The following is a 21,056-nucleotide window of genomic DNA, read 5'->3' as shown; positions in this document are numbered from 1 at the left end:
CAGGTGAGGAGAATCCACAGTGACAAACGCAAGACCCGATCGCGGCTTCCGCCGGATCGCAACGGAGGAGGCTTGGTGTTCGCCCGAGCTGTTCCGCCTGTTCCGCAAGGAGCTGGACGAAAAGACCATCGACGAGCCGGGCTTCCACAGCCTCTACGGCTTCTTCGCCAGCGAGGCCCCGCGCGCCAAGGATCTGGCCCGCCGCATCCAGTCCTTGGGCGACGAGCGCATCGCCGACATGGATGCCTCGGGGATCGACATGCAGATCCTGTCGCTGACCGCGCCCGGTGTGCAGCTGTTCGATCCGGTCGAGGGCTCGGCGCTGGCCGTGCGCTTCAACGACGAGCTGGCCGAGGGCGTGGCGCGGCATCCCGACCGTCTGGCGGGCCTCGCGGCCTTCTCGCCGCTCGATCCCGCCGCCGCAGCGCGTGAGCTGGAGCGGGGCGTGACCAAGCTGGGTTTGAAGGGCGGCATCCTGAACGGCCATACCCGCGGGACCTATCTGGACGATCCGCAATATTGGGAGGTGTTCGAAGCCGCCGAGGCGCTGGACGTGCCGATCTACCTGCATCCCAACTGCCTGCCGCGCGACATGGTGCAGCCCTTCCTGCCGCGCGGCCTCGATGCCGCGGTCTACGGCTTTGCCTGTGACACCGGGCTGCATGCCTTGCGGCTGGTCGTCTCGGGCCTGTTCGACCGCTTCCCCAAGCTGCAGATCATCCTCGGTCATTGCGGCGAGGCCCTGCCCTATTGGCTCTATCGCATCAGCTACATGCACGGCCATATCTCGAAGACCGGGCGCTATCCGGGAGTGGGGCCGCTGCAACGCTCGGCCCGCGATTACCTGCGCGAAAACTTCATCTACACCAACAGCGGCGTCGCCGATCCGGACCCGATCCAGTACATCCACAAGGTCATCGGCAAGGACCGGATGATGTATGCGATGGATTATCCGTGGCAGTTCGAGCCCTCGGAAGTGGCGATCCTCGATGCGATGGACCTGTCGCCAGAAGACCTCGCGCAGTTCTACGAGGGCAATGCGGTGCGGGTGTTCAAGCTGTGAGCGGCGCGCCCGAATATCGCTGGGCGGTGACGGCACCCGGCGCGCCGCTGGAGCGGCTGGCAGTGCCGCCCCGCGCTGCGCTGGGGCCGCGCGAGGTGCTGCTGGAGGTCACGCATTGCGGCGTGTGCCATTCCGACGTGCATTTCTGGGAAGGCTTCGTCGATCTCGGCGACCGCAAGATCCCCGTGTCTGCGATGGGGGTGGAGACGCCCTACACCTTGGGGCACGAGGTCGTCGGCCGGGTCGTCGCCGTTGGCGATGCGGTTACCGAGGTGGCGCCCAGCGATCTGCGGCTGGTCTATCCGTGGATCGGCTGCGGCGACTGCGAGGATTGCGCGCGCGGCCATGACAATGCCTGCGCCCAGCCGCGCAGCATCGGTGTGCGCAAAGCCGGCGGGTTCGCGGACCGCGTGCTGGTGCCCGATGCGCGTTATCTCTTCGACATCGCGGGCCTCGATCCGGCGATGGCGGCGACCTATGCCTGCGCCGGGCTGACCGTGTTCTCGGCCATTGCCAAGCTGCAACCGCTCTCGCCCGAGGCGCCCTTGGTGCTGATCGGCGCGGGCGGGCTGGGGATGAGCGCACTGGCGATCCTGAAGGCGCAGGGCCACCGCAACACCGTGGTGATCGAAGCCCGGCCCGAGGCGCGCGCCGATGCGCTGTCGGCGGGCGCGCGGCTGGCCTTCGACCCCGCCGACCCCGAGCTGCCCGAGCAGCTGGCCACGCAGGCCGGCGGGCCGCTGAAATCGGTGATCGATCTGGTGAATTCGCCCCAGACCGCGACGCTGGCGCTGGCTTTGCTGGCCCGTGGCGGGACGCTGGTGATGGTTGGCCTGCACGGCGGAGCGATCAGCCTGCCGTTGAGCGGCCTTCCGGTCCGGGGCCAGACGATCATCGGCAATTACACCGGCACGCCCGCTGAACTGGGCGCGCTGCTGGAACTGGCGCGCGGTGGGGCGCTGTCGCCGATCCCGCTGACCCGTCGGCCCGCGAACACCGTGACCGATGCGCTAGAGGAGCTGCGCGCGGGCAAGGTGCGGGGCCGCATCATACTGACACAGGACCACGATTGAGACCCTTTGGGAGGAGGAACCATGAAACGACTTTTTGCCCTGACCACCGCTGTCGCCTTGGCCATCTCGGCCCCCGTTGCCGCGTTGGACCGGCTGACCATTGGCACCGGCCCGGCCGGGTCGCTCTACAACCAGATCGGCACCACGCTCTCGACACTGGTGCAGGAGCATCTCGGCACGACCGGCGCCGCGCGGCCCTTCACCGGGACCACCAGCTATTTGCCGATGGTGCATACCGGCGATATCGAGGCCGGCATCCTCGGCGGTCTGGAATCGCGTGATGCCTATGCCGGGGTCGATCCCTACCCGGCCGCGATGACCAACATGCGCGCGCTTCTGGTCGTCTCGCGCCCCTCGTTCCAGTTCTTCACAAGGGGCAGCGACGGCCTGACCTCGGTCGCCGATCTGCGCGGTCGCCGCGTGGTCACCCAGTTCCGCGCCATCCGCGCCTTTGACGAGGTGATCCGCGCCACGCTGGCCTCGGCCGGGTTGACCTTCGACGACGTGGAATCGGTGGTGACGGCGGGTATCGACGATGCGATCACCGGGGTGCAGGACGGGCGCATCGACGCCTCGATGGTGGCGCTGGGGATCCCGCCCCTGCGGCAGGCCGACGCGACCATTCCGGGTGGCATCCGCGTGCTGACCTTGGGCGAGAACCACGAGGCGATCACCGATGTCGTCGGCTTGCAGATCAACGCCGTCGGCCCCTCGCCCGCGCAGGTCGGCATCCCCGAGCCCATCGACGCCGTGTCCTTCAACACCTTCCTCAACGTCGGCACCGCGATGTCGGACGAGGACGCCTATGCCCTGACGCAGACGATCCATCAGAACTGGGCGCAAGCGCAGGAGGCCCTGCCGCCGTTGCGCGGGATGCGGGCCGAGAACATGGTGCCCGAGACGCTGTCGCATCCCTATCACCCCGGCGCGATCACCTATTTCCGCGAAGTGGGGCTGTGGACCGATGCCCATCAGGCGCAGCAAGATGCCTTGCTGAACTGACGAGACGGATGGCAGGACAGGCAGAACGATGACCCGCGCGACAACGCTTCTCTACCAGGTCTATCTGGTCTGGCTCTTTCTCGGCGGGCTGGCCTGGATCTTTGACGTGCCGGGCCGCATCGGCCTGCCGCTCATCCAATACGAATGGCTGGCGCCCTATCTGGGCGTCGCCACCGCCGCCGTCTTCCTGCGTTATCCCTACGGCGCCAAGGCCGGCCCGGTCGAGGTACTGATCGGCTGGGCCGGGATCGCCGCGTGGATCTGGTCGGCCTCGCAGACCGAGGCGTGGATGTTCTCGCTCTCGGGCTATTCGCCGGACAAGGTGATCCCCGGCGCCATCGCCCTGCTGGCGCTTATGGAAGGGCTCCGCAAATCCTGCGGTCTGTCGATCACGCTTCTGGTCTATGCGCTGGTGGCCTATGGCCTTCTGGGCCACCACCTGCCGCAGCCGTTTCAGGCGAATTACTCCAGCGCGCGGGCGCTGACCTATTACCTCTACACCGATTCCAACGCCGTCGTGGGCATGATCCTGTCCATCGTCGCCACGCTGGTCCTGGCCTTCCTCGTGTTCGGGCGGATGCTGGAAGTCTCGGGCGCCACCAGCTTCTTCACCGATCTATGCCTCTCGGCCTTCGGGCATCGCCGAGGCGGGCCGGCCAAGGTTGCGGTGATCGCTTCGGGGCTGTTCGGCTCGGTCTCAAGCTCGCCCGTGGGCAACATCATGTCGACGGGCGTGGTCACCATCCCTTTGATGCAACGCACCGGATTGCGCGCGCATCAGGCGGCAGCGATCGAGGCCGTGGCCTCGACCGGCGGGCAATTGGCTCCGCCGGTGATGGGCGCGACGGCCTTCCTGATGGCCGAGTTCCTGCAGATTTCCTATGCCGAGGTCGTGCTGGCCGCGCTTCTGCCCGCGATCTTCTACTATGCCTGCCTCTATTTCCACGTCGACGCGCTGGCCGTCCGGCAAGGGGCCAGCGGCTTGCCCAAGGCCGAGCTGCCCCGCGCATGGCCGGTGCTGAAACGCGGCTGGATCTTCGTGCTGCCGCTGGCATGGCTGATGTATCTGCTGTTCTGGCGCGGCAGCCAGCCGACCATTGCCGCGCTTGGATCTGCTGCCTTGCTCATGGTGCTGGCGCTGCTGAAGAAGCGGTTCCTCAACCGGGCCGACTGGAAGGGGCTGATCCTCGACGGCGGCGAGGGGATGCTGCCGATCCTGATGATCGCCGGCGGCGCCGGCATTGTCGTCGGCGTGATGAACCTCAGCGGCCTCGCGCAATCGCTGTCCTTCCTGTTGACGCAGGCGGGTGCGGCCTTGGGACTGTTCCCGGTGCTGCTGTTGACGGGCGTGTTGTGCATCATCCTCGGCATGGGCATGCCCTCGACGGCGATCTACATCGTGCTGGCCACGGTCATCGGCCCCTCGATCATCGCCATGGGGGTCACGCCTCTGGCCGCGCATATGTTCATCTTCTATTTCGGCGTGATGTCGTTCCTGACCCCGCCGGTCGCCGTGTCTTCCTATGTCGCGGCGGGACTGGCCAAGGCGAACATGTGGAAGACCAGCCTTCTCGCCCTGCGCGCGGCGGGGGCGGCCTTCGTGCTGCCCTTCGTCTGGTGCTACCGCGAGGAATTGCTGCTGTCGGGCGACCCTCTGTCGATCGCCGCACTGGCGCTGTCCGTGCTGCTGGCGCTGCGGATCTATGCTGCGGCCTCGGGCCGGATGTCGGTCGCCTTCCGGCTCGGCCATTTCGTGCTGGCAGCGGTGCTGGTCCTTGCGCCGGTGCTGTGGAACCCTTTGTCGCCCGTGGCGCTGGTGCTGATGGCACTGGCCGGGGCGAAGATCCTGTGGGAGCGTCTCGCCAATCCTTCCGCGCCGGCGGGGCAGGTCTCATGACCTCGACCGCCAAGCCCGCCAGCGCCGCCACCATCGCCCTGAACCGCGCGGCGGCACAGGCCCTGCCCGAGGATCTGGCGCTGAACCGCGCCGAGGCCGAGCGTGGGCTGATCGCCGCGCTCGACCCCGGCGTTATCCTGTCCAAGGATGGCAGTCGCCCGGTCTGGGATCTGACCCGCTATGCCTTCCTCGACCCCGAGGAGACGCCCGATACCGTTCATCCCGCCCTCTGGCAGCAGGCGCGCCTCAACCGCATCGCCGGGCTGTTCGAAGTCGTGCCCGGCGTCTACCAGCTGCGCGGCTTCGATCTGTCGAACATGACCCTGATCGAGGGCGAGCGCGGGGTGATCGTTGTCGATCCCCTCGTCAGCGCCGATGCCGCCGCCGCGGCGCTGGCCTTCTATCGCCGCCATCGCGGTCCGCGCCCGGTAACGGCGATCGTCTACACCCATTGTCACGCGGATCATTACGGCGGCGCGCGCGGTATCGTCACCGAGGAAGAGGCCACCAAGCTGCCGATCCTCGCGCCCGAAGGGTTCCTGCACGAGGCGATCTCGGAGACGCTGCTCGCCGGCCATGCCATGTACCGCCGCACGGTCTATTTCTCGGGCGCGATGCTGGAGAAGGGGCCACTGGGGCAGGTTGATTCCGGTCTCGGGAAATCCGTCTCGACCGGCCGCGTGACGCTGATCGCCCCGAATGACGAAATCCGCGAAACCGGCGAGCGGCGGGTTCTGGACGGCGTGGAGTTCGTCTTCCAAATGGCCCCGGACACCGAAGCCCCGGCCGAATTCCTGTTCTATCTGCCCGCCTTCCGCACCCTCTGCGCGGCCGAGCTGGCGACGCGGACGATGCACAACCTCTACACCCTGCGCGGCGCGGCGGTGCGTAGCGCGGTGGCGTGGTGGCAAGCGCTGGATCAAGCGGTCGCCTTGTTCGGCGATCAAGTCGAGGCGATGATCGCCCAGCACCATTGGCCGGCCTGGGGCCGCGACCGGATTGTCGCCCTGCTGGAGCGGCAACGCGACCTCTACAAGCATCTGCATGACCAGACCCTTCGGCTGGCCAATCAGGGCCTCACGGCGCCCGAGATCGCCGAAGCCCTCACCCTGCCCGTGGGCCTCTCGCAGGCTTGGGATTGCCTGCCCTTCTACGGCACCGCCTCGCATAACGCGAAAGGGGTCTTTCAGCGCTATCTCGGCTGGTACGACTCGCATCCGGCGACGCTGAACCCCCACCCGCCGCGTGCCGCTGCCGAACGCTATGTCGCTTTCATGGGAGGCGCGGATGCGGTAGTCGCGAAGGCGCGCGAGAGCTTCGACGCCGGCGACTACCGCTGGGTGGCCGAGGTGCTGCGCCATGTGGTCTTTGCCCGGCCCGACCACCGCCCCGCCCGCGACCTGCAGGCCGACGCGCTGGAGCAGCTGGGCTACCAAAGCAGCGCCGCCAGTTGGCGCAACGAATACCTGACCGCCGCGCATGAATTGCGGCACGGCATCCTGACATGGCCCGCGCCCAAGACCGCGAATCCGGATCAGAAACGCGCGATGACGGCGCCGATGCTGCTGGATTACCTTGGCATTCGCCTGAACGCCGCCCGAGCCGAGGGGCTGGACCGGTCCGAGGACATCACCCTAGCCGAAACGGGTGAGAGCTATCGCCTGACCCTGCGCAACGGCGCCCTGACCTATCGCCCGCTGCCGCCGGCGTCGGATGCCCTGACGGTACCGCGCAAGGCACTGGAGGATCTGGCATTCGGCGGGCCGGACGCCGGGGCTACCCCGCTGTTCCGCCTGATTGCCGGACTACTGGACAGCTTCGACCCCGGTTTTCCGGTCATCGACCGCCCGGCTTGACCACCGCCGACAAATTTGAAGGACTGCAGAGTCTGCTTCACACTTAGGCTCAGGACACGTCCATTCCCGTCTGTCGGCACGATTCTCCGCCGGAAGAACGAGCGGTGACATCCCTGATCTGTTCTGGCTGACGGATGCGCAGATGGCGCGTCTGGAGAGCTACTTTCCCAAGTCCCGCGGCAAGCCTCGCGTTGATGATCGGCGTGTTTTGAGCGGGATAGTCTTCATCAATCGCAATGGCTTGCGGTGGCGGGATGCACCGAAGGAAGATGACCCGCACGAGACCCTTCACAACCGTTGGAAGCGGTGGAGCGACAGGGGGATCTTCGCTCAGTTGATGGTCGGTCTGGCGGCTGATCACGGCGAGGAATGGCCCGCGATGATCGATGTGAACAGGCCAACGCCATGCGTTCGAGTGAGCCGGCGCAAGTCCCTCAAAGCCCATCGCACGGCGTCCAGTCTGGCTGCCAAGAAGGGGGCATGGCCGCCTGATTGGATGCACCAAAGCCGGCAAGAATACGAAGCGGCACGCGATCTGCGACAGCAAGGGTGGTCCGATCAGCCTCTTTGTCAGCACCGGTCAAGGCCGCGATTACATCGGCGCCGCGGCCTCGCTCGAGAGCCTGCCAAGAGTGGAATGGCTGCTCGGGGATCGTGGCTATGACGCCGATTGATTGAGAGATGCTTTGAGAGACAAAGGCATACGGGCATGTATCCCCGGCCAGAAGCAGCGCTCCAAAACCGTCAAATACGACAAGCGTCGCTACAAACGCCGCAACCGCATCGCGATCATGTTCGGCAGGCTGAAGGACTTGAGCCGTATCATCGAATGCCATGCCCGATGCACCATCATCAGTTCCCCTCTTCCAGAGTGTGTTGAGGGGATGAACCGCGCCTCAATCGCGCGGCCCCAGCTTCTCCAGGCGCTTGGCGCGGTTGGTTAGCCACCAACCGAGCTGAGGAATCCAGTCCTGATAAAGAGATTCGGCGGTAGCTGGGTTCAACTGCTGCCGAGCATTCGCTGCAAATTAGGGGTCTCGCAGCGCCGCATGTCCAATCGCGACGATGTCTGCGCGACCGCTTGTGACAATGTCCTCAGCTTGCTTCGCGTCGACAATCAACCCAACCGCCATGGTTGCAACGGGCACATCGCGCTTGATCCGCTCTGCATACGGGACCTGAAAACCATAGCCCATCGGATAGTGGAAGACGCCAAATCCACCTGAGGAATTGTCCACCACGTCAACGCCCAAAGCAGAAAGCTCGTGCGCGTAAGCAACCGAGTCTTCGATCGTCCACCTGTCTCGAGAGCCGTCTACGGCCGATATGCGGACAAACAGAGGCATGCTTTCCGGGATTGCAGCTCTGATGGCACTGACGACCTCGAGCGGGAAGCGCATCCGATTTTCCCTGGATCCCCCGTATGCGTCGCTGCGCTCATTGGTCAGGGGCGACAAGAAAGAATTGAGCAAGAAGCCATGCGCACTATGAACTTCGATGACGTCGAATCCGGCACGAACGGCGCGTCGCGCAGCGGCGACGAATTCACCTTTCATCCGGTCCAATCCAGTGTCGTCAAGAGCGACAGGGGCAATGTCTCTCGGCTCGCATGTGATTGAGGACGCAGAGACGGTTGGCCAAGCGTGTTCGCCAGCCAGCTCTGTTTCGGCTGGGATCGGCGTGTTGCCGTGCCATGGCTGCAGGGTTGACGCTCTCGGGCCGGCATGCCCGATCTGTATGCCAGCTAAGGCGTTGTTGGTCTTGATGATAGTCGCGATGCGCTCCAACCCGTCGACTTGCATGTCGTTCCAGATCCCGAGATCGCCGTGAGTTATGCGCCCTTCCGGAGCGACACTTGTTGCCTCCACCATGACCAGCCCAAAGCCCCCGATCGCAAACTTCGCGTAGTGCGCGATGTGGTAGTCATTCGCGAAGCCATTCGTCGCCGAGTATTGGCACATCGGGGAGAGAGCAAGGCGATTGCGCATCGTAACGCCTCGCAGCTGCAGTGGCTGAAGGATCCCGGGAGCTTCCCGCCGAACGACCACTGCGATGGCGTTAGCGGTGTCTGCGTCAACCAGCTCCAGAAGCGCTGCGGGCTATCGGCTTCGGCGACCTCAACCCACATTGCAGTCCTGCAACGCGCAGGGCTTGTCCTTCCTACGCGCGTTGGACAGTGGACATTCTATCGTCGAAACGAAGAAGCCCTGAAGGCGTTTTCCGATACTGTCGCAAGGGATCTGTAACGCGGTCATCGGTCGGAATTTTCTCACCCACTCTCATTCATCGATGAAGCACGCCCTTTGACAGCCGCAGGCGATCTGCGTGGTCTCGGCACGGACAATTCGTGCTTCAACCCAAGAACCCGCTGGGCAGGAGCGCCTGATGCAGGAACATCAGGTTCTCGCGCAGGCTCTCCCGGCTGAGCTGGCCGCCAAGGGAGACCCGCAGCTTATCCTCGGGGATGCCGTCCACCGTGAAGGCGTCCGACGGGATGAGGCCGAGCGGCCTGCCGGCCATCTTGACCACCACATCCGCGCGCCCCACGCCCTCGGGCAGGGTCAGCCAGACGTTGAAGGCATTCTCCGACGCGTCGAAGCTGAAGCCCTCCAGCGCCTCGCGGGCGATGGCCTGCCGCGCCGCGCTTTCCGCCCGGATGAAGCGCCGGATGCCATCAGCCGTGCCATCCTCGATCCATTGCGTCGTCAGGGCAGCGGACAGGGGCGAAGGCATCACCGACATCGCCCGGATCGCCTGCGAGAGCCGGATCGCACAGCGCGGTGAGGGGGCGATGGTGAAGGCCAGCCGAAGCCCGGCGCCGATGCATTTGGCCAGACCGCCGATATGCCAGGTCATATCAGGTGCGGACAGCGCCAGCGGCGCGGGAGCCTTGGCCGGAATGAAGCCATAGGCGTCATCCTCGATCAGCGTGAGCCCGGTCGCATTGAGTACCTCGGCCAGGGCCAGACGCCGCTCGACCGGGATGGTCAGTGTCGTCGGGTTCTGAAGCGTCGGATTCAGGTAGAGCGCCTTGGGCTGATGCCGGGCGATGGCCGCGCGCAGGGCGTCCGGCGTGATGCCGTGTTCGTCCATCTCCAACCCGATCAGAGTCACGCCGAACCGCGCCGCGATGTTGCGGATGCCGGGATAGGTGACGCGCTCGCAGAGGATCCGGTCGCCGGGCCGGGTGATGATCGACAGGATCGCGCTCATCGTCGCATGGGCCCCAGGCGTGACGGCAACACGCTCCATCGACGGGACCATGCCGCGCAGGCTCAGCCAGATCGACGCGGCGATCCGGTCGCGTTCCGCGCCGATCGGCGACTGATAGCGTAGCAGATCGACGAGATTGGCCGAAACATAGCCCAGACCTGCCTGCATCCGGGCTACAAGATCGGGATCCGTCGGCTCCGGCGGCATGTTCATCGACAGATCCCCCGCGCGCTTGCGCTCGGGATCCTCGGCGGCCGAGGAGCGGGAGGTGACGAAGGTGCCGCGGCCGACATGGCTCGACACGAGGCCCCGGCTCTGCGCTTCGGCATAGGCCCGCGAGACGGTGGTGAAATCGAGGCCCAGGCTCGCCGCGAGGCGGCGCTGCGGCGGCAGGCGGTCGCCACTGCCCAGCCGACCCTGCTGGATATCCTGCGCAATGGCATCGGCGATCGCCAGATAGCGCGGCTTGCCGGTGTCATCCAGCCGGGGAATCCAATCCATCATCGAAACATCTCCTGTTCCCGGCGACGCTAGTCGATTGATTCGAGAGATTGAAGGGGTGTTGTATGGATCTTTCACCTTGGTGCGGCCGTTGGGCGCAGGCTTCCTTGGCATTTCGCCCGCCCTGAGCTCAAAGAGGCTGCGCGCCGCCCAAATCTTGAACAGCAAGCCCTGCCATTATTGGCTATATTGTATGCATATTGTTACTTTGATTGACTGCATATTGCCCATCAAAGAACGCTTTCCTCGTACCAATCAAGGAGGGCGGGATGCCACAGGTCACCAAGGAAGCACACAAGGACGGCGATTTCTTCGTCAATTATGAAGAGAAAGTCTTCGAGGACGTGAAGGCCGACGCGGGCGAAAAGGCCCTTGTCACCTTCCACACCGTCGCCTTCGAGGGCTCGATCGGGCTGGTGAACATTCTCAATGCGATCCGGCTGAACCGGAAGGGCTATGAGACCTCGATCCTGCTCTACGGCCCCGGCGTCACGCTGGGCATTCAGCGCGGCTTCCCGACGCTGGGCGACGAGGCGTTCCCGGGCCATCAGAACTTTGCGGTGAACCTGAAGAAGTTCATGGGCGAAGGCGGCAAGGTCTATGCTTGCCGCTTCGCGCTGCAGGCGCTCTATGGCCATGGCGAGCCCTCGCTCCTGCCGGGCATCACCCCGATCGCGCCGCAGGACGTTCTGGACTGCATCCTTCTTCACAAGAAGGCCAATGCCGTGATCCTCGACACTTGGACGGTGTGACGATCCCGGGCCGGGGCAACCCTGCGCCGGCCCGCTGACCCTCCCCGCCTCGATCCTGAAAGGTTCGCCATGAGAACGGACATCATTCGCGCCGCCGCGGTGCAGATCGCCCCGGACCTGTCCGGTCGCGCCGGCACCATCGAGCGGGTCCTGAACGCCATCGCCGAGGCCGCCGACAAGGGTGCGGCGTTCATCGTCTTCCCCGAGACTTTCGTTCCCTATTATCCCTATTTCAGCTTCGTCCTGCCGCCGGTCCAGCAAGGCGCGCCGCATCTCGAGCTGATGAAGGAAGCCGTCGTGGTCCCCTCGCCCGAGACGCAGGCCGTGGCCGAGGCCTGCCGCAAGCGCGGCGTCGTGGTCGTGCTGGGCGTCAACGAGCGCGATCACGGCTCGCTCTACAACACGCAGCTCATTTTCGACGCCGATGGCACGCTGGCCCTGAAACGGCGCAAGATCACCCCGACTTACCACGAGCGCATGGTCTGGGGTCAGGGCGACGGCGCCGGGCTGAGCGTGGTCGAGACCAAGGTGGGCCGGGTCGGCGCTCTGGCATGCTGGGAGCATTACAATCCGCTCGCCCGCTACGCGCTGATGACCCAGCACGAGGAAATCCACGCCGGCCACTACCCCGGCTCGCTGGTGGGCGACATCTTCCGCGACCAGATCGAGGTCACCATGCGCCATCACGCGCTGGAATCGGGCTGTTTCGTGGTCTGTGCCACCGGCTGGCTGACCGAGGAGCAGATCGCCCAGATCCATCCCGACCTCGCCCTGCAGGCCGCGATGCGCAGCGGGTGCATGACCTGCGTCATTTCGCCCGAAGGCCGCCATCTGGCCGAGCCCCGCACCTCGGGCGAGGGTCTCGTGATCGCCGATCTGGACATGAGGCTGGTCGCCAAACGCAAGCGGATGATGGACAGCGTCGGCCACTACGCGCGCCCGGAACTGCTGTCGCTTCTGCACGACACGCGCCCGGCGCCGACGCGCCATGTCCAGGGCATCCCGCAACAGCCGCCTCTCTCGCCCCAGTTTCAGGAGGATCATCCCGATGCTTGATACGGCCACGCTGATCAACGAATTGCAGACCCATGGCATGCGACTGGTCGATCCGGGCGTCGGCCACGAGAGCCGGCGCGGCGGGGCCGGACCGTCGGATCACAAGGCGATCACCATTGGCGACCGGACGGTGATGATCCCGGTCCATACCGCGCCCAGCTTCGACAGCCCCTATCTGGTCGAGGCGCCAGACGACACCGGCGCGGCCCGCGTGACCCGGGATGGGGTCGAGGTGGCGATGGTCCGCTTTCCGACCCGCGCCCGGTTCTACCAGCTGAAGACGGCGGACGGCATTCCCTACAGCCAGATCGCGGCGCTGCATTCGCGCGACGTGCTGGCGACCACGGTGCTGCAGACCTGCATCCGCTACGAGAGCCGCAAGAAAACCTGCCAGTTCTGCGCCATCGGCCAGAGCCTCGCGGCCGGGCGCACCATCGCCCACAAGACGCCGCAGCAGCTGGCCGAGGTCGCCAAGGCCGCGGTCGAGCTGGACGGCGTCACGCATATGGTGCTGACCACCGGGACGCCTGCCGGGAGCGACCGGGGGGCCAAGGTGCTGTGCGAAAGCGCCGCGGCGATCAAGGCAGCGGTCGATCTGCCCCTGCAGGGCCAATGCGAGCCGCCCGAGGACGACATCTGGCACCAGCGCATGTTTGACGCAGGGATCGACACGCTCGGGATGCATCTAGAGGCGGTGACGCCCGAGGTGCGCCAGCGGATCATGCCGGGCAAGGCCTCGGTTCCGCTGGAGAAGTACTTCTCCAGCTTCGAGGCGGCGGTGAAGGTCTTCGGGCGCGGGCAGGTCTCGACCTATATCCTCGCGGGTCTCGGCGACACGCGCGAGGCGATCCTGTCCATGGGCGAGCGGCTTTGCGCGATGGGGGTCTATCCCTTCGTGGTGCCCTTCGTGCCGATCTCGGGCACGCCGCTGGAAAGCCATCCTGCGCCGTCGTCGGACTTCATGGCCTCCATCCTCGAGCCGCTCGGCCAGATGATCGCGCGCGCGGGCATCCGCTCCGCCGAGATGAAGGCGGGTTGCGGCAAATGCGGCGCCTGCTCCGCGCTCTCGTCCTACGAGACACTCAAGCTGCCGCGGAGGATCCCCGCATGATCGAACTCGAACCGCGCCAGTTCCAGAGCCCGGGCTACTACATTCGCGCCGCCTCGACGCGTTTCGAGGCCGAGGGCGCGGCCCGGTTGCGCCACCGGGTCTTCGTCGAGGAACAGGGGGTGTTCAGCGTGCATGATCGTGACCCGATCGACCTGATCGCCACCCATCTCGTCGCGCTGTCCACCTATGCCCATGAAGCCGATCAGGTGGTGGGGACCGTGCGCGTGCATGAAGTGGCGCCGCGTCTGTGGTGGGGATCGCGCCTCGCGGTGGACGAGGGCTTCCGCGCGGTCGGACGATTGGGGACCGAGCTGATCCGCCTTGCGGTCTGCCTGGCCAACGCCCGTGGTTGCGACCGGTTCCTTGCGCATGTGCAGATCCAGAACGTGCCGTTGTTTCGCAGGCTCAACTGGCATCCGCTGGAAGAGGTGATGTTCCACGGAACAGCGCATATGCGGATGGAAGCCGACCTCCGCCATTACCCGGCCTGCGCCGATCCCGTCGCGGGTTGGTATCTCCGCCCCCGTCTGCGCAAGGCCCTGTCATGAGCGATCCCATCCTGACATCCCTCGCCGAGTCCCTGCGGGCGCATCCCTCGATCCGGTCGAAGCTGGCGATCGCCAAGGCCACGCGCATGTTGGGTCTGACGGCCGCAAGTGCGGGGCATCCGGGCGACGATGCCGCCGTGCTGCCGCTTGACGACGGGAGCTTCGACCTTCTCGCCGGCGAGGGCTTCATCCCGGCTTTCGTCGCGGCCGATCCGTGGTTCGCGGGTTGGTGTGCCGTCATGGTCAACCTGTCCGACATCGCCGCCATGGGCGGGCGGGCGACCGGGATCGTCAATCAGGTCTGGGCCCCGGATGCCGCGACGGCGGAGCCCGTCCTGCACGGAATGCGGGACGCGGCGCTGGCCTATGGCGTGCCGTTGGTGGGCGGGCATACCAACCTGTCCGCGCCTTCGCTGGGCCTCGCGGCCTCGGTCCTTGGCAAGGCACATCGCCTGATCACCAGTGTCGACGCGCGTCCCGGCGATTGCCTGATCGCGGCGATCGATCACCGAGGGTCCCACTACAATTTCGACAACTTCTGCGCCGCGCTGAACGCTCCGGCCGAGCGTCTGCGCGGCGATCTGGCGCTCCTGCCGGCTCTGGCCGAGGACGGGCTTCTGCGCGCCGGCAAGGACATCAGCCAGGGGGGGATCGTCGGCACCGCGCTCATGCTGGCGGAATGCTCGGGCGTCGCTATCGAGATCGACCTCGACGCGCTCGATCCCCCGTCCGGTGTCGATGTGGAACGATGGCTGCGCAGCTTTCCCAGCTTCGGCTTTCTGCTGTCCGTCGCGCCGGAGAATGCGAACGCCGTCTGTTCGGCCTTTGCCCGTCGCGGCATCGAAGCGGCGGCGATCGGGCGGGTGAAACCGGGCAGCGCGGTCAGCCTGCGCCGCGAGGGCGAGAGCGTGACCTTCTGGGACCATGCGCAGGACCCCTATCTTGATCTGGGAGGCGTCGATGCCTGAGACCTACTGGACCGTCCGCTGGCCCGACGGCACCGAGGAGCGCCTGTATTCGCCCTCGAGCGTCGTGACCGAGTTGTTCGAACCGGGGCGGCGCTATCCCACGCTCGATTTCTTGCAACGCGCCCGCATCGCACTGGTCCGGGCATCCAACCGGGTCGAGCGGAAATACGGCTTCGCCTGCAGCTCGGCCATGGACCAGCTCGACCGCATCGAGGCCCGCATCGAGGCCATCCCGGACAAACAGGGCAGCGAGATCGCCTGCCTGTCGATTACGCAATGAGGAACGAACCGATGAAAGACACTCTGACCCCGCATGTCCCGGTGGTGATCGTCGGCGGCGGGCAGGCCGGCCTGTCGGTGGCCTCGTGCCTGAAGGCCATGGGCATCGACTCTCTGGTCTTCGAACGCCACGCGAAGTTCCATTCGTGGCGCCACAACCGTTGGGACAGCTTCTGTCTGGTGACCCCGAACTGGCAATGCCGCCTGCCCGATTTCCACTACGACCGGGAGTTCGGCGGCACCGACCCGGACGGCTTCATGCTCAGGGACCAGATAACCGAGTACCTCGACGCCTTTTCCGAGAAGACCCGGCCGAACCTGCGCGAGGGCGTTGCGGTCACCCGCGTCGCGCCCCTCCGCCACGGCGGATACAGCGTCGAAACTTCGGCCGGCACCTGGACCTGCGATCAGGTGGTGATCGCGACTGGCGGCTATGACACGCCGATCGAGCCGCCCTATGCCAAGGATCTCGCGCCGGAGATCGTCCAGATGCATTCTGTCGATTATCGGAATGTCGACCAGTTCCCCGAGGGCGGGGTGCTGATCGTCGGGACAGGTCAGTCCGGTGTGCAGTTGATGGAAGATTTCACCCGCGCCGGGCGGCCCGTCCACCTCGCCGTCGGGCCCGCGCCCCGCTCGCCCCGGAAGTACCGGGGCCGGGACGCGACGGACTGGCTGTACGAGGCGGGTCACTATGCGATCACGATCGCTTCGCATCCCGATCCGGTGAAGGCGCTGACCCAAACCAACCACTACATGTCCGGCCGGGATGGCGGCAAGGAGATCGACCTACGCCGGTTCCATGTCGAACAGGGTGTCGAACTCTATGGCTCGCTGGCGAACATGGCGGGGACCGAGGTATCGTTCCTGCCCGACCTGAAAAAGAACCTCGACGATGCGGATCGGTCCTATCTGGGCATCTGCAGCCAGATCGACGCCTATATCACCCGCGAGGGCATCGACGCGCCCGAGGAGCCGCCTTTCGCCAAGCTCTGGGAGCCCGAGGCCGAGCGCACCCGGCTTGATCTTGCCGAAGCGGGGATCACCTCGGTCCTCTGGGCCATCGGCTTTCGCCCGGATTACAGCTGGATCGAGGCCGATGTCTTCGACGCGCGCGGCAAGCCGGTGTTCGATCGCGGCGTGACCGCGCAGCCCGGACTGCATTTCATCGGCCTGGGTTGGCTGAACACCTGGGGATCCGGGCGCTTCCTGGGCATCGAGGAAGACTCGCGGCACCTCGCCGGGCAGATCGCGGCTCAGCTGGGCGTGGAACCGGCGACGCGGCCATGAATGCGGCCCCGCGCCTTGCAAGCCCCGTCCTGCGCCCGGTCGAACGGCACGAGGATCTCCGGCTCGGCATGCGGCATCTCGCGCCGGTCGGGCTGTCGGAACCCCGGTGGCTTCGGGATGGCGGCGATCGCCATTGGGAGCTGATCGCCGAGGCGCTCGGGCAGGAGGGAACGGCGTTTCGGGACCCCGAGGGCCATGCGGTCTATGCCGCCTTCTGCGCCACCGATCTGCAGCTCGCGCCGGTGATCCGGCCCTTGCTGGCGGCACGTGTCACAATCCGGTCGCGGCTCCATGCGGTCAGCCCGAATGCCCTCGGCTCCGAGCAGCAGATCCTGGGCCCCGACGGCCCGCTGGGATGTCTGCGGATGATCTCGTGCTTCCTCCGCCACGACGAGACCGGCTCCAATCGGCGGCTCCTGCGCGGCAATCTGCCGGGGATGGCTCCCCTGCCCCCGGCCACCGCAGCGTTGGACCGGCTGCAGGCCACGGCGCGATGCATCGCCCGCCTCATGCGACGGGATAGCCCGACGGGGCCGGCGATCCTGCGCTACAAGCCCGTTCCCACGATGGATTTCAACGCGGCCGGGCTGCTCTATTTTCCGACCTTCTCCAAGATCGCGGAAATGGCCTGTCCCGGCTCCACGCCCCTGCTCCGCCGCCAGATCGTCTATCTCGGCAATCTGGACCCTGGAGAGGACATCTCTGTCGAGGCGATGCAGGATGATGGAACGGCGACGACACTGCTCTTGCGGGCGAAGGGTCGGGTCTTGGCGCAGGTCACGACGCAAAGAGGCCAGGTCGATTATCCTACCTTTGACGTGACTAAGGGATACGGCGGCCCCTCAGGGTCGCCGGATTACAATAGCCATCAATACAGACACAATGCCGCATAATGACTGTATGATTGACTGTTTAATTTGTGGCGCTCTAGGCGTATTTCTCTGTCCTCCGTCTTGACCGAGAGTGAGTCTATCATGTGCGCCACCGAGACCCGGGACACCAAACTAGCCGTTCGTCGCGGCCTCCTGCTGCGCTGCCCTGCTTGTGGTGTCGGCAAGCTGTTCGGAGGGTATCTGAAGGTCAACGCCACCTGCCCGGCCTGCGGCGAGGAACTGCACCACCACAGGGCGGATGACGGCCCGGCCTATCTAACGATCCTTGTGGTCGTGCATGTCGTCGGCATCGCGTTGCACCAGATGGTGGGGCGATATCAGGACAGCCCCCTGCAACTCGCCCTGATCCTGTCCACCGTAGCCCTGATCCTGTCTCTCCTCCTGTTGCCTCGCATGAAGGGGCTGATGATCGGCATCCAATGGGCGAAGGAAATGCACGGCTTCGGCCGTCCGGACCGCTGATCTCGAACAAAGCACCCCAGCGGCGAAGCAGGCCCGCCAGCGACTTCCCTAAATCGCAGCGGAGGTCGTGCATCGGCCACCGTTGCGCCGACAATGGCCGGCAAGATCAGATCGCCGCCAAGACACCCTGTGATAGTGTTGCCGGTCCGCACCGACGCCCAAATCGCCGAGAGCAACCGCCTGCAGCAGAGTCTGACGCCCGTCGTGCCCAAGCTGGTGCTCGGGCGCGTGCGAGAACGCCTTATTCTCAAGGGGAGGCAATTTTTCGAGGCGCCGGCCCGGTGCTGGCGATGATCGCCGACCTAAAAGCCCGATCCAGCAGCGGGGCCGGGCACAGACACGCGCTTACCCAGTCACGAAACCGGCGCAGGCCGGGGTCCGCCTCGGCCTGCGTGCTCCGGCACATCGTCATGGGCGAACTGTTCAAGCGCATTGGCACCGACAGTACCCGCGCCCGAGGTGACCTCCCCGGCACCTCTCCATACCCGCCGGGGCGATGCGAGGACCCATTTGGGCGCCCAGACGCCATTGCGGAGGCATACATCACCCAAGCCCCTCACCTGCGGAATCTCCCGAACCGACCTCAGGTCAGCCAGCATCTTCTCCAAGCTCGAACGCAAGGCCGCCGCAAACGCTGGATCAGGCCGAATGATGGTGAGGATCCTCTTTCTCAAGGACGACTAACTGCGCCATGTTTGTCGATGGATCCAGTTGTTTCGCTGTCCCAATAGGCACCCTCGAACACCTCCGTGGCTCGCCCCGACACAGAGGCGCCCCTCTATTCATCGTCTTCGATTGCCAAGCTGCGCCCCGACCGGAGTAGCGCAGGTTTCCATGCCACCGTTTGATTGCTCTTGCCGCCTTGCAGTCCTCGATCTGTCCCCGGCTCCTTGCGAGACTACCGCAAAACTTTCGCATTGCATTGGTATCGGTAATCGGTAGTATATCACATGTGACGCATGAATCGGCGATTTGCGGCTGCGCAAGCCTGGCGCGGACCGAAAGCCACCGACGGCGCATGTCGTGACATTCGGGACAGAACGGCCACATGCGCCGCCCAACCAAGAAGACGTGCAACGCCCTGCCAACATGGAGCTATCGATGACCAAGTTTCACCGGACCATGATCAGAACCGCGCTTCTGGCGACCAGCCTGATCCTGCCGCAAGCGCTTCTCGCCCAGACCGAGATCGCCCCGGTCCCCGAAATCGCCGCCCTGCTGCCCGAAAGCATCCGCGAGGCCGGCGTGCTGCGCATCGCCATCCCTGACGTGGGCCGCCCGCTGTCCTATCAGGAGAACGGCACCTACGAAGGCCTCGACCCCGATTTCGCCCGCGCCATCAGCGCCGTGCTGGGGCTGGAGCCGCAGATGGAGATGATCCCCTTCCCCGCCGCGCTGACCGGCCTGCAGGCGGACCGCTTCGACCTGTCCTACGGTGAATTCTATGTCACCGCCGAACGTCTTCAGGTCGCCGATTTCGTCACCAGCTGGCAGGATTATTCGTCCTTCCTCGTCCGGGCCGACACCGATTTCGCCCCCACCGCAATCGACGAGATCTGCGGCAAGACCGTCGGTGCGATGGCCGGCTCGGCCGAACTGGCGCTGCTGCAATCGGCGACCGCGGGTTGCGCCGAGGCGGCCACCGTCAACGCCTATCCCTCGGTCTCCAACGCCGTTCTGGCGATCAACTCGGGCCGCGTCGACGGCGTGCTGATCAACCGTGGCGGTGCGCAGGAATCGATCAACCTCGATGCAGGCCTTGCCGCCAGTGGTGAATTTGGAGGCGGCCCGACCGCGACCGCCGTCGCCCGCACCGACAACAGCCCCGAGCTGCTGGCGGCCCTGAAAGCCGCCTACGACCACCTGATCGAGAGCGGCGCCTACATGGCGATCCTTGAAGAAAACGACGTGGTCTACGGCGCTGTCGAGGAAGCCGAGATCTACACGCAGGAATCGACCCCGCCGAACTACTCGTTCTGATCCTCCTCCTGCCTGCCTCCGATCCGTCGGGGGCAGGCCCCCCGGCTCGACCCGCAGCGGCCAGCCGACGGGATGCCTCGTGACCCCTGCAGACTTGCCATGACGGGTCCGACGTGCATCCATGACAGGTAATCCGTAACCCGTCGCCTATTGCCGCTACGACAGACCGCAGGAGACATGCCTTGGCATCCGTTGACCCCACCCATTCGCTTTCCCGCTACGAGGACATGCCGGTCGTCCCGCTGCGCTATTGGGGCCGTTGGGTCTCGGCCGCCCTTTTGGGCGTCGTGGTCCTCGGCTTCGCGGTCTCGATGGTGCTGAACCCCCGGTTCCGCTGGGATGTCGTGGCGGATTACATGTTCTCGCCGCAGATCCTGTCGGGGCTGTACATGACCGTGCTCTTGACGGTCAGCGCGATAGCGATCGGGATCGTGCTGGGCGTAATCCTTGCCCTGATGCGCCTGACCGGAAACCCTGTCCTGACCGCGATGGCGTCGGGATACCTGTGGCTGTTCCGTGGCACGCCGCTGCTGGTGCAGCTGATCTTTTGGTACAACCTCTCGGCGCTGTATCCGCAGATCACGCTGGGCTTCCCGATCGGCCCCAATCTGGGCACCTTCTCCGCCAACCAGTACATCACCGTCTTCGTCGCCGCCCTTCTGGGTCTTGGCCTGAACGAAAGCGCCTACATGGCCGAGATCGTCCGCTCGGGCCTCAACGCCGTGAACAAGGGCCAGAACGAGGCGGCCGAGGCCCTTGGGATGACCCGTGCCCGCGTGATCCGGCGGATCATCCTGCCGCAAGCGATGCGCATCATCATTCCGCCGACTGGCAACCAGCTGATCGGGATGCTGAAGACCACCTCGCTGGTCAGCGTCATCGCCATGCAGGAACTGCTGTATTCGGCCCAGCTGATCTACACCGCGAATTTCCAGACGATCCCGCTGCTGATCGTGGCCTCGATCTGGTACCTCGTGCTGACCACGATCCTCTCGATCGGCCAGCATTTCCTGGAAAAGCACTTTGCCCGCGGCGACCGGCGCACCACCGCCAAACCGGCCAAGTGATCGCCAAGGACGACAGAATGCAGGACCTTTCCATGACCCCCAAAG

The 21,056-nt window shown here is 65.5% G+C and carries 18 protein-coding genes and 1 pseudogene; 17 read left to right on the top strand and 2 right to left on the bottom strand.

Features of this window, described 5'->3' with window-relative positions:
- Window positions 1-19: 19 nt before the first annotated feature.
- The 6 genes and pseudogenes from BCY78_RS03025 to BCY78_RS24520 all read left to right on the top strand — a co-directional run bounded on the left by BCY78_RS03025 (window position 20) and on the right by BCY78_RS24520 (window position 7,835).
- Window positions 20-1,063, top strand: a complete 1,044-nt coding sequence (locus tag BCY78_RS03025) for an amidohydrolase family protein (protein ID WP_068297726.1) — start codon at window positions 20-22, stop codon at window positions 1,061-1,063.
- Window positions 1,060-2,136: an alcohol dehydrogenase gene (locus BCY78_RS03020; protein ID WP_068297723.1), complete on the top strand. Its 1,077-nt coding sequence runs from the start codon at window positions 1,060-1,062 to the stop codon at window positions 2,134-2,136. Before BCY78_RS03025 ends, BCY78_RS03020 begins: the two co-directional genes overlap by 4 nt.
- A gap of 21 nt (window positions 2,137-2,157) precedes the next feature.
- Window positions 2,158-3,138 carry a TAXI family TRAP transporter solute-binding subunit gene (locus BCY78_RS03015; protein WP_068297720.1) on the top strand — a complete coding sequence of 327 codons (981 nt, stop codon included), beginning with the start codon at window positions 2,158-2,160 and terminating at the stop codon, window positions 3,136-3,138.
- Window positions 3,139-3,166: 28 nt separating this feature from the next.
- Window positions 3,167-5,035: a TRAP transporter fused permease subunit gene (locus BCY78_RS03010; RefSeq protein ID WP_068297717.1), complete on the top strand. Its 1,869-nt coding sequence runs from the start codon at window positions 3,167-3,169 to the stop codon at window positions 5,033-5,035.
- Complete coding sequence (locus BCY78_RS03005) at window positions 5,032-6,891, top strand: alkyl/aryl-sulfatase (protein ID WP_068297715.1); 1,860 nt, start codon at window positions 5,032-5,034, stop codon at window positions 6,889-6,891. The genes BCY78_RS03010 and BCY78_RS03005 overlap by 4 nt, the downstream gene beginning before the upstream one ends.
- Window positions 6,892-7,000: 109 nt before the next feature.
- A pseudogene (locus BCY78_RS24520) lies at window positions 7,001-7,835 on the top strand (IS5 family transposase).
- An 84-nt stretch (window positions 7,836-7,919) separates the two neighbouring features.
- Here the strand turns inward: BCY78_RS24520 and BCY78_RS03000 are convergent.
- Together BCY78_RS03000 and BCY78_RS02995 are read right to left on the bottom strand one after the other, a co-directional pair.
- Window positions 7,920-8,939 carry an NADH:flavin oxidoreductase/NADH oxidase gene (locus BCY78_RS03000; protein ID WP_369808689.1) on the bottom strand — a complete coding sequence of 340 codons (1,020 nt, stop codon included), beginning with the start codon at window positions 8,937-8,939 and terminating at the stop codon, window positions 7,920-7,922.
- Window positions 8,940-9,243: 304 nt separating this feature from the next.
- A complete protein-coding gene (locus tag BCY78_RS02995; protein ID WP_068297712.1) occupies window positions 9,244-10,608 on the bottom strand; it encodes a PLP-dependent aminotransferase family protein in 1,365 nt (454 codons plus the stop codon).
- A 266-nt stretch (window positions 10,609-10,874) separates the two neighbouring features.
- Between BCY78_RS02995 and BCY78_RS02990 the strand changes: the two genes are divergently transcribed.
- The 11 genes from BCY78_RS02990 (at window position 10,875) to BCY78_RS02940 (ending at window position 21,011) form a co-directional block, all read left to right on the top strand.
- Window positions 10,875-11,357: an MSMEG_0572/Sll0783 family nitrogen starvation response protein gene (locus BCY78_RS02990; RefSeq protein ID WP_068297710.1), complete on the top strand. Its 483-nt coding sequence runs from the start codon at window positions 10,875-10,877 to the stop codon at window positions 11,355-11,357.
- Between the two features lie 69 nt (window positions 11,358-11,426).
- Entirely contained in the window at window positions 11,427-12,413 is a 987-nt protein-coding gene (locus BCY78_RS02985) for a Nit6803 family nitrilase (protein WP_068297708.1), read from the top strand.
- Window positions 12,406-13,524 (top strand): MSMEG_0568 family radical SAM protein, encoded by a 1,119-nt coding sequence (locus tag BCY78_RS02980; protein ID WP_068297705.1) that lies wholly within the window; start codon window positions 12,406-12,408, stop codon window positions 13,522-13,524. Before BCY78_RS02985 ends, BCY78_RS02980 begins: the two co-directional genes overlap by 8 nt.
- Window positions 13,521-14,072, top strand: a complete 552-nt coding sequence (locus tag BCY78_RS02975) for an MSMEG_0567/Sll0786 family nitrogen starvation N-acetyltransferase (RefSeq protein WP_068297703.1) — start codon at window positions 13,521-13,523, stop codon at window positions 14,070-14,072. Before BCY78_RS02980 ends, BCY78_RS02975 begins: the two co-directional genes overlap by 4 nt.
- Complete coding sequence (locus BCY78_RS02970; RefSeq protein WP_068297701.1) at window positions 14,069-15,040, top strand: sll0787 family AIR synthase-like protein; 972 nt, start codon at window positions 14,069-14,071, stop codon at window positions 15,038-15,040. The genes BCY78_RS02975 and BCY78_RS02970 overlap by 4 nt, the downstream gene beginning before the upstream one ends.
- Entirely contained in the window at window positions 15,033-15,320 is a 288-nt protein-coding gene (locus BCY78_RS02965; protein ID WP_068298612.1) for an MSMEG_0570 family nitrogen starvation response protein, read from the top strand. Before BCY78_RS02970 ends, BCY78_RS02965 begins: the two co-directional genes overlap by 8 nt.
- Window positions 15,321-15,331: 11 nt before the next feature.
- Entirely contained in the window at window positions 15,332-16,609 is a 1,278-nt protein-coding gene (locus BCY78_RS02960) for an MSMEG_0569 family flavin-dependent oxidoreductase (protein WP_068297700.1), read from the top strand.
- On the top strand, window positions 16,606-17,502 hold the full coding sequence (locus tag BCY78_RS02955) for a Pnap_2097 family protein (RefSeq protein ID WP_068297699.1): 897 nt from the start codon (window positions 16,606-16,608) through the stop codon (window positions 17,500-17,502). The genes BCY78_RS02960 and BCY78_RS02955 overlap by 4 nt, the downstream gene beginning before the upstream one ends.
- An 81-nt stretch (window positions 17,503-17,583) precedes the next feature.
- Window positions 17,584-17,964, top strand: a complete 381-nt coding sequence (locus BCY78_RS02950) for a DUF983 domain-containing protein (RefSeq protein WP_068297696.1) — start codon at window positions 17,584-17,586, stop codon at window positions 17,962-17,964.
- 1,101 nt (window positions 17,965-19,065) lie between these two features.
- On the top strand, window positions 19,066-19,944 hold the full coding sequence (locus BCY78_RS02945) for a transporter substrate-binding domain-containing protein (protein WP_068297693.1): 879 nt from the start codon (window positions 19,066-19,068) through the stop codon (window positions 19,942-19,944).
- Window positions 19,945-20,126: 182 nt separating this feature from the next.
- Window positions 20,127-21,011 (top strand): amino acid ABC transporter permease, encoded by an 885-nt coding sequence (locus BCY78_RS02940; RefSeq protein WP_068297690.1) that lies wholly within the window; start codon window positions 20,127-20,129, stop codon window positions 21,009-21,011.
- The last annotated feature ends 45 nt before the right edge of the window (window positions 21,012-21,056 follow it).

The sequence above is a fragment of the Pararhodobacter sp. CCB-MM2 genome, assembly GCF_001691415.1.
In the GTDB taxonomy this organism is placed as follows: domain Bacteria; phylum Pseudomonadota; class Alphaproteobacteria; order Rhodobacterales; family Rhodobacteraceae; genus Pararhodobacter.
This window is presented reverse-complemented; position numbering and strand designations above follow the sequence as displayed.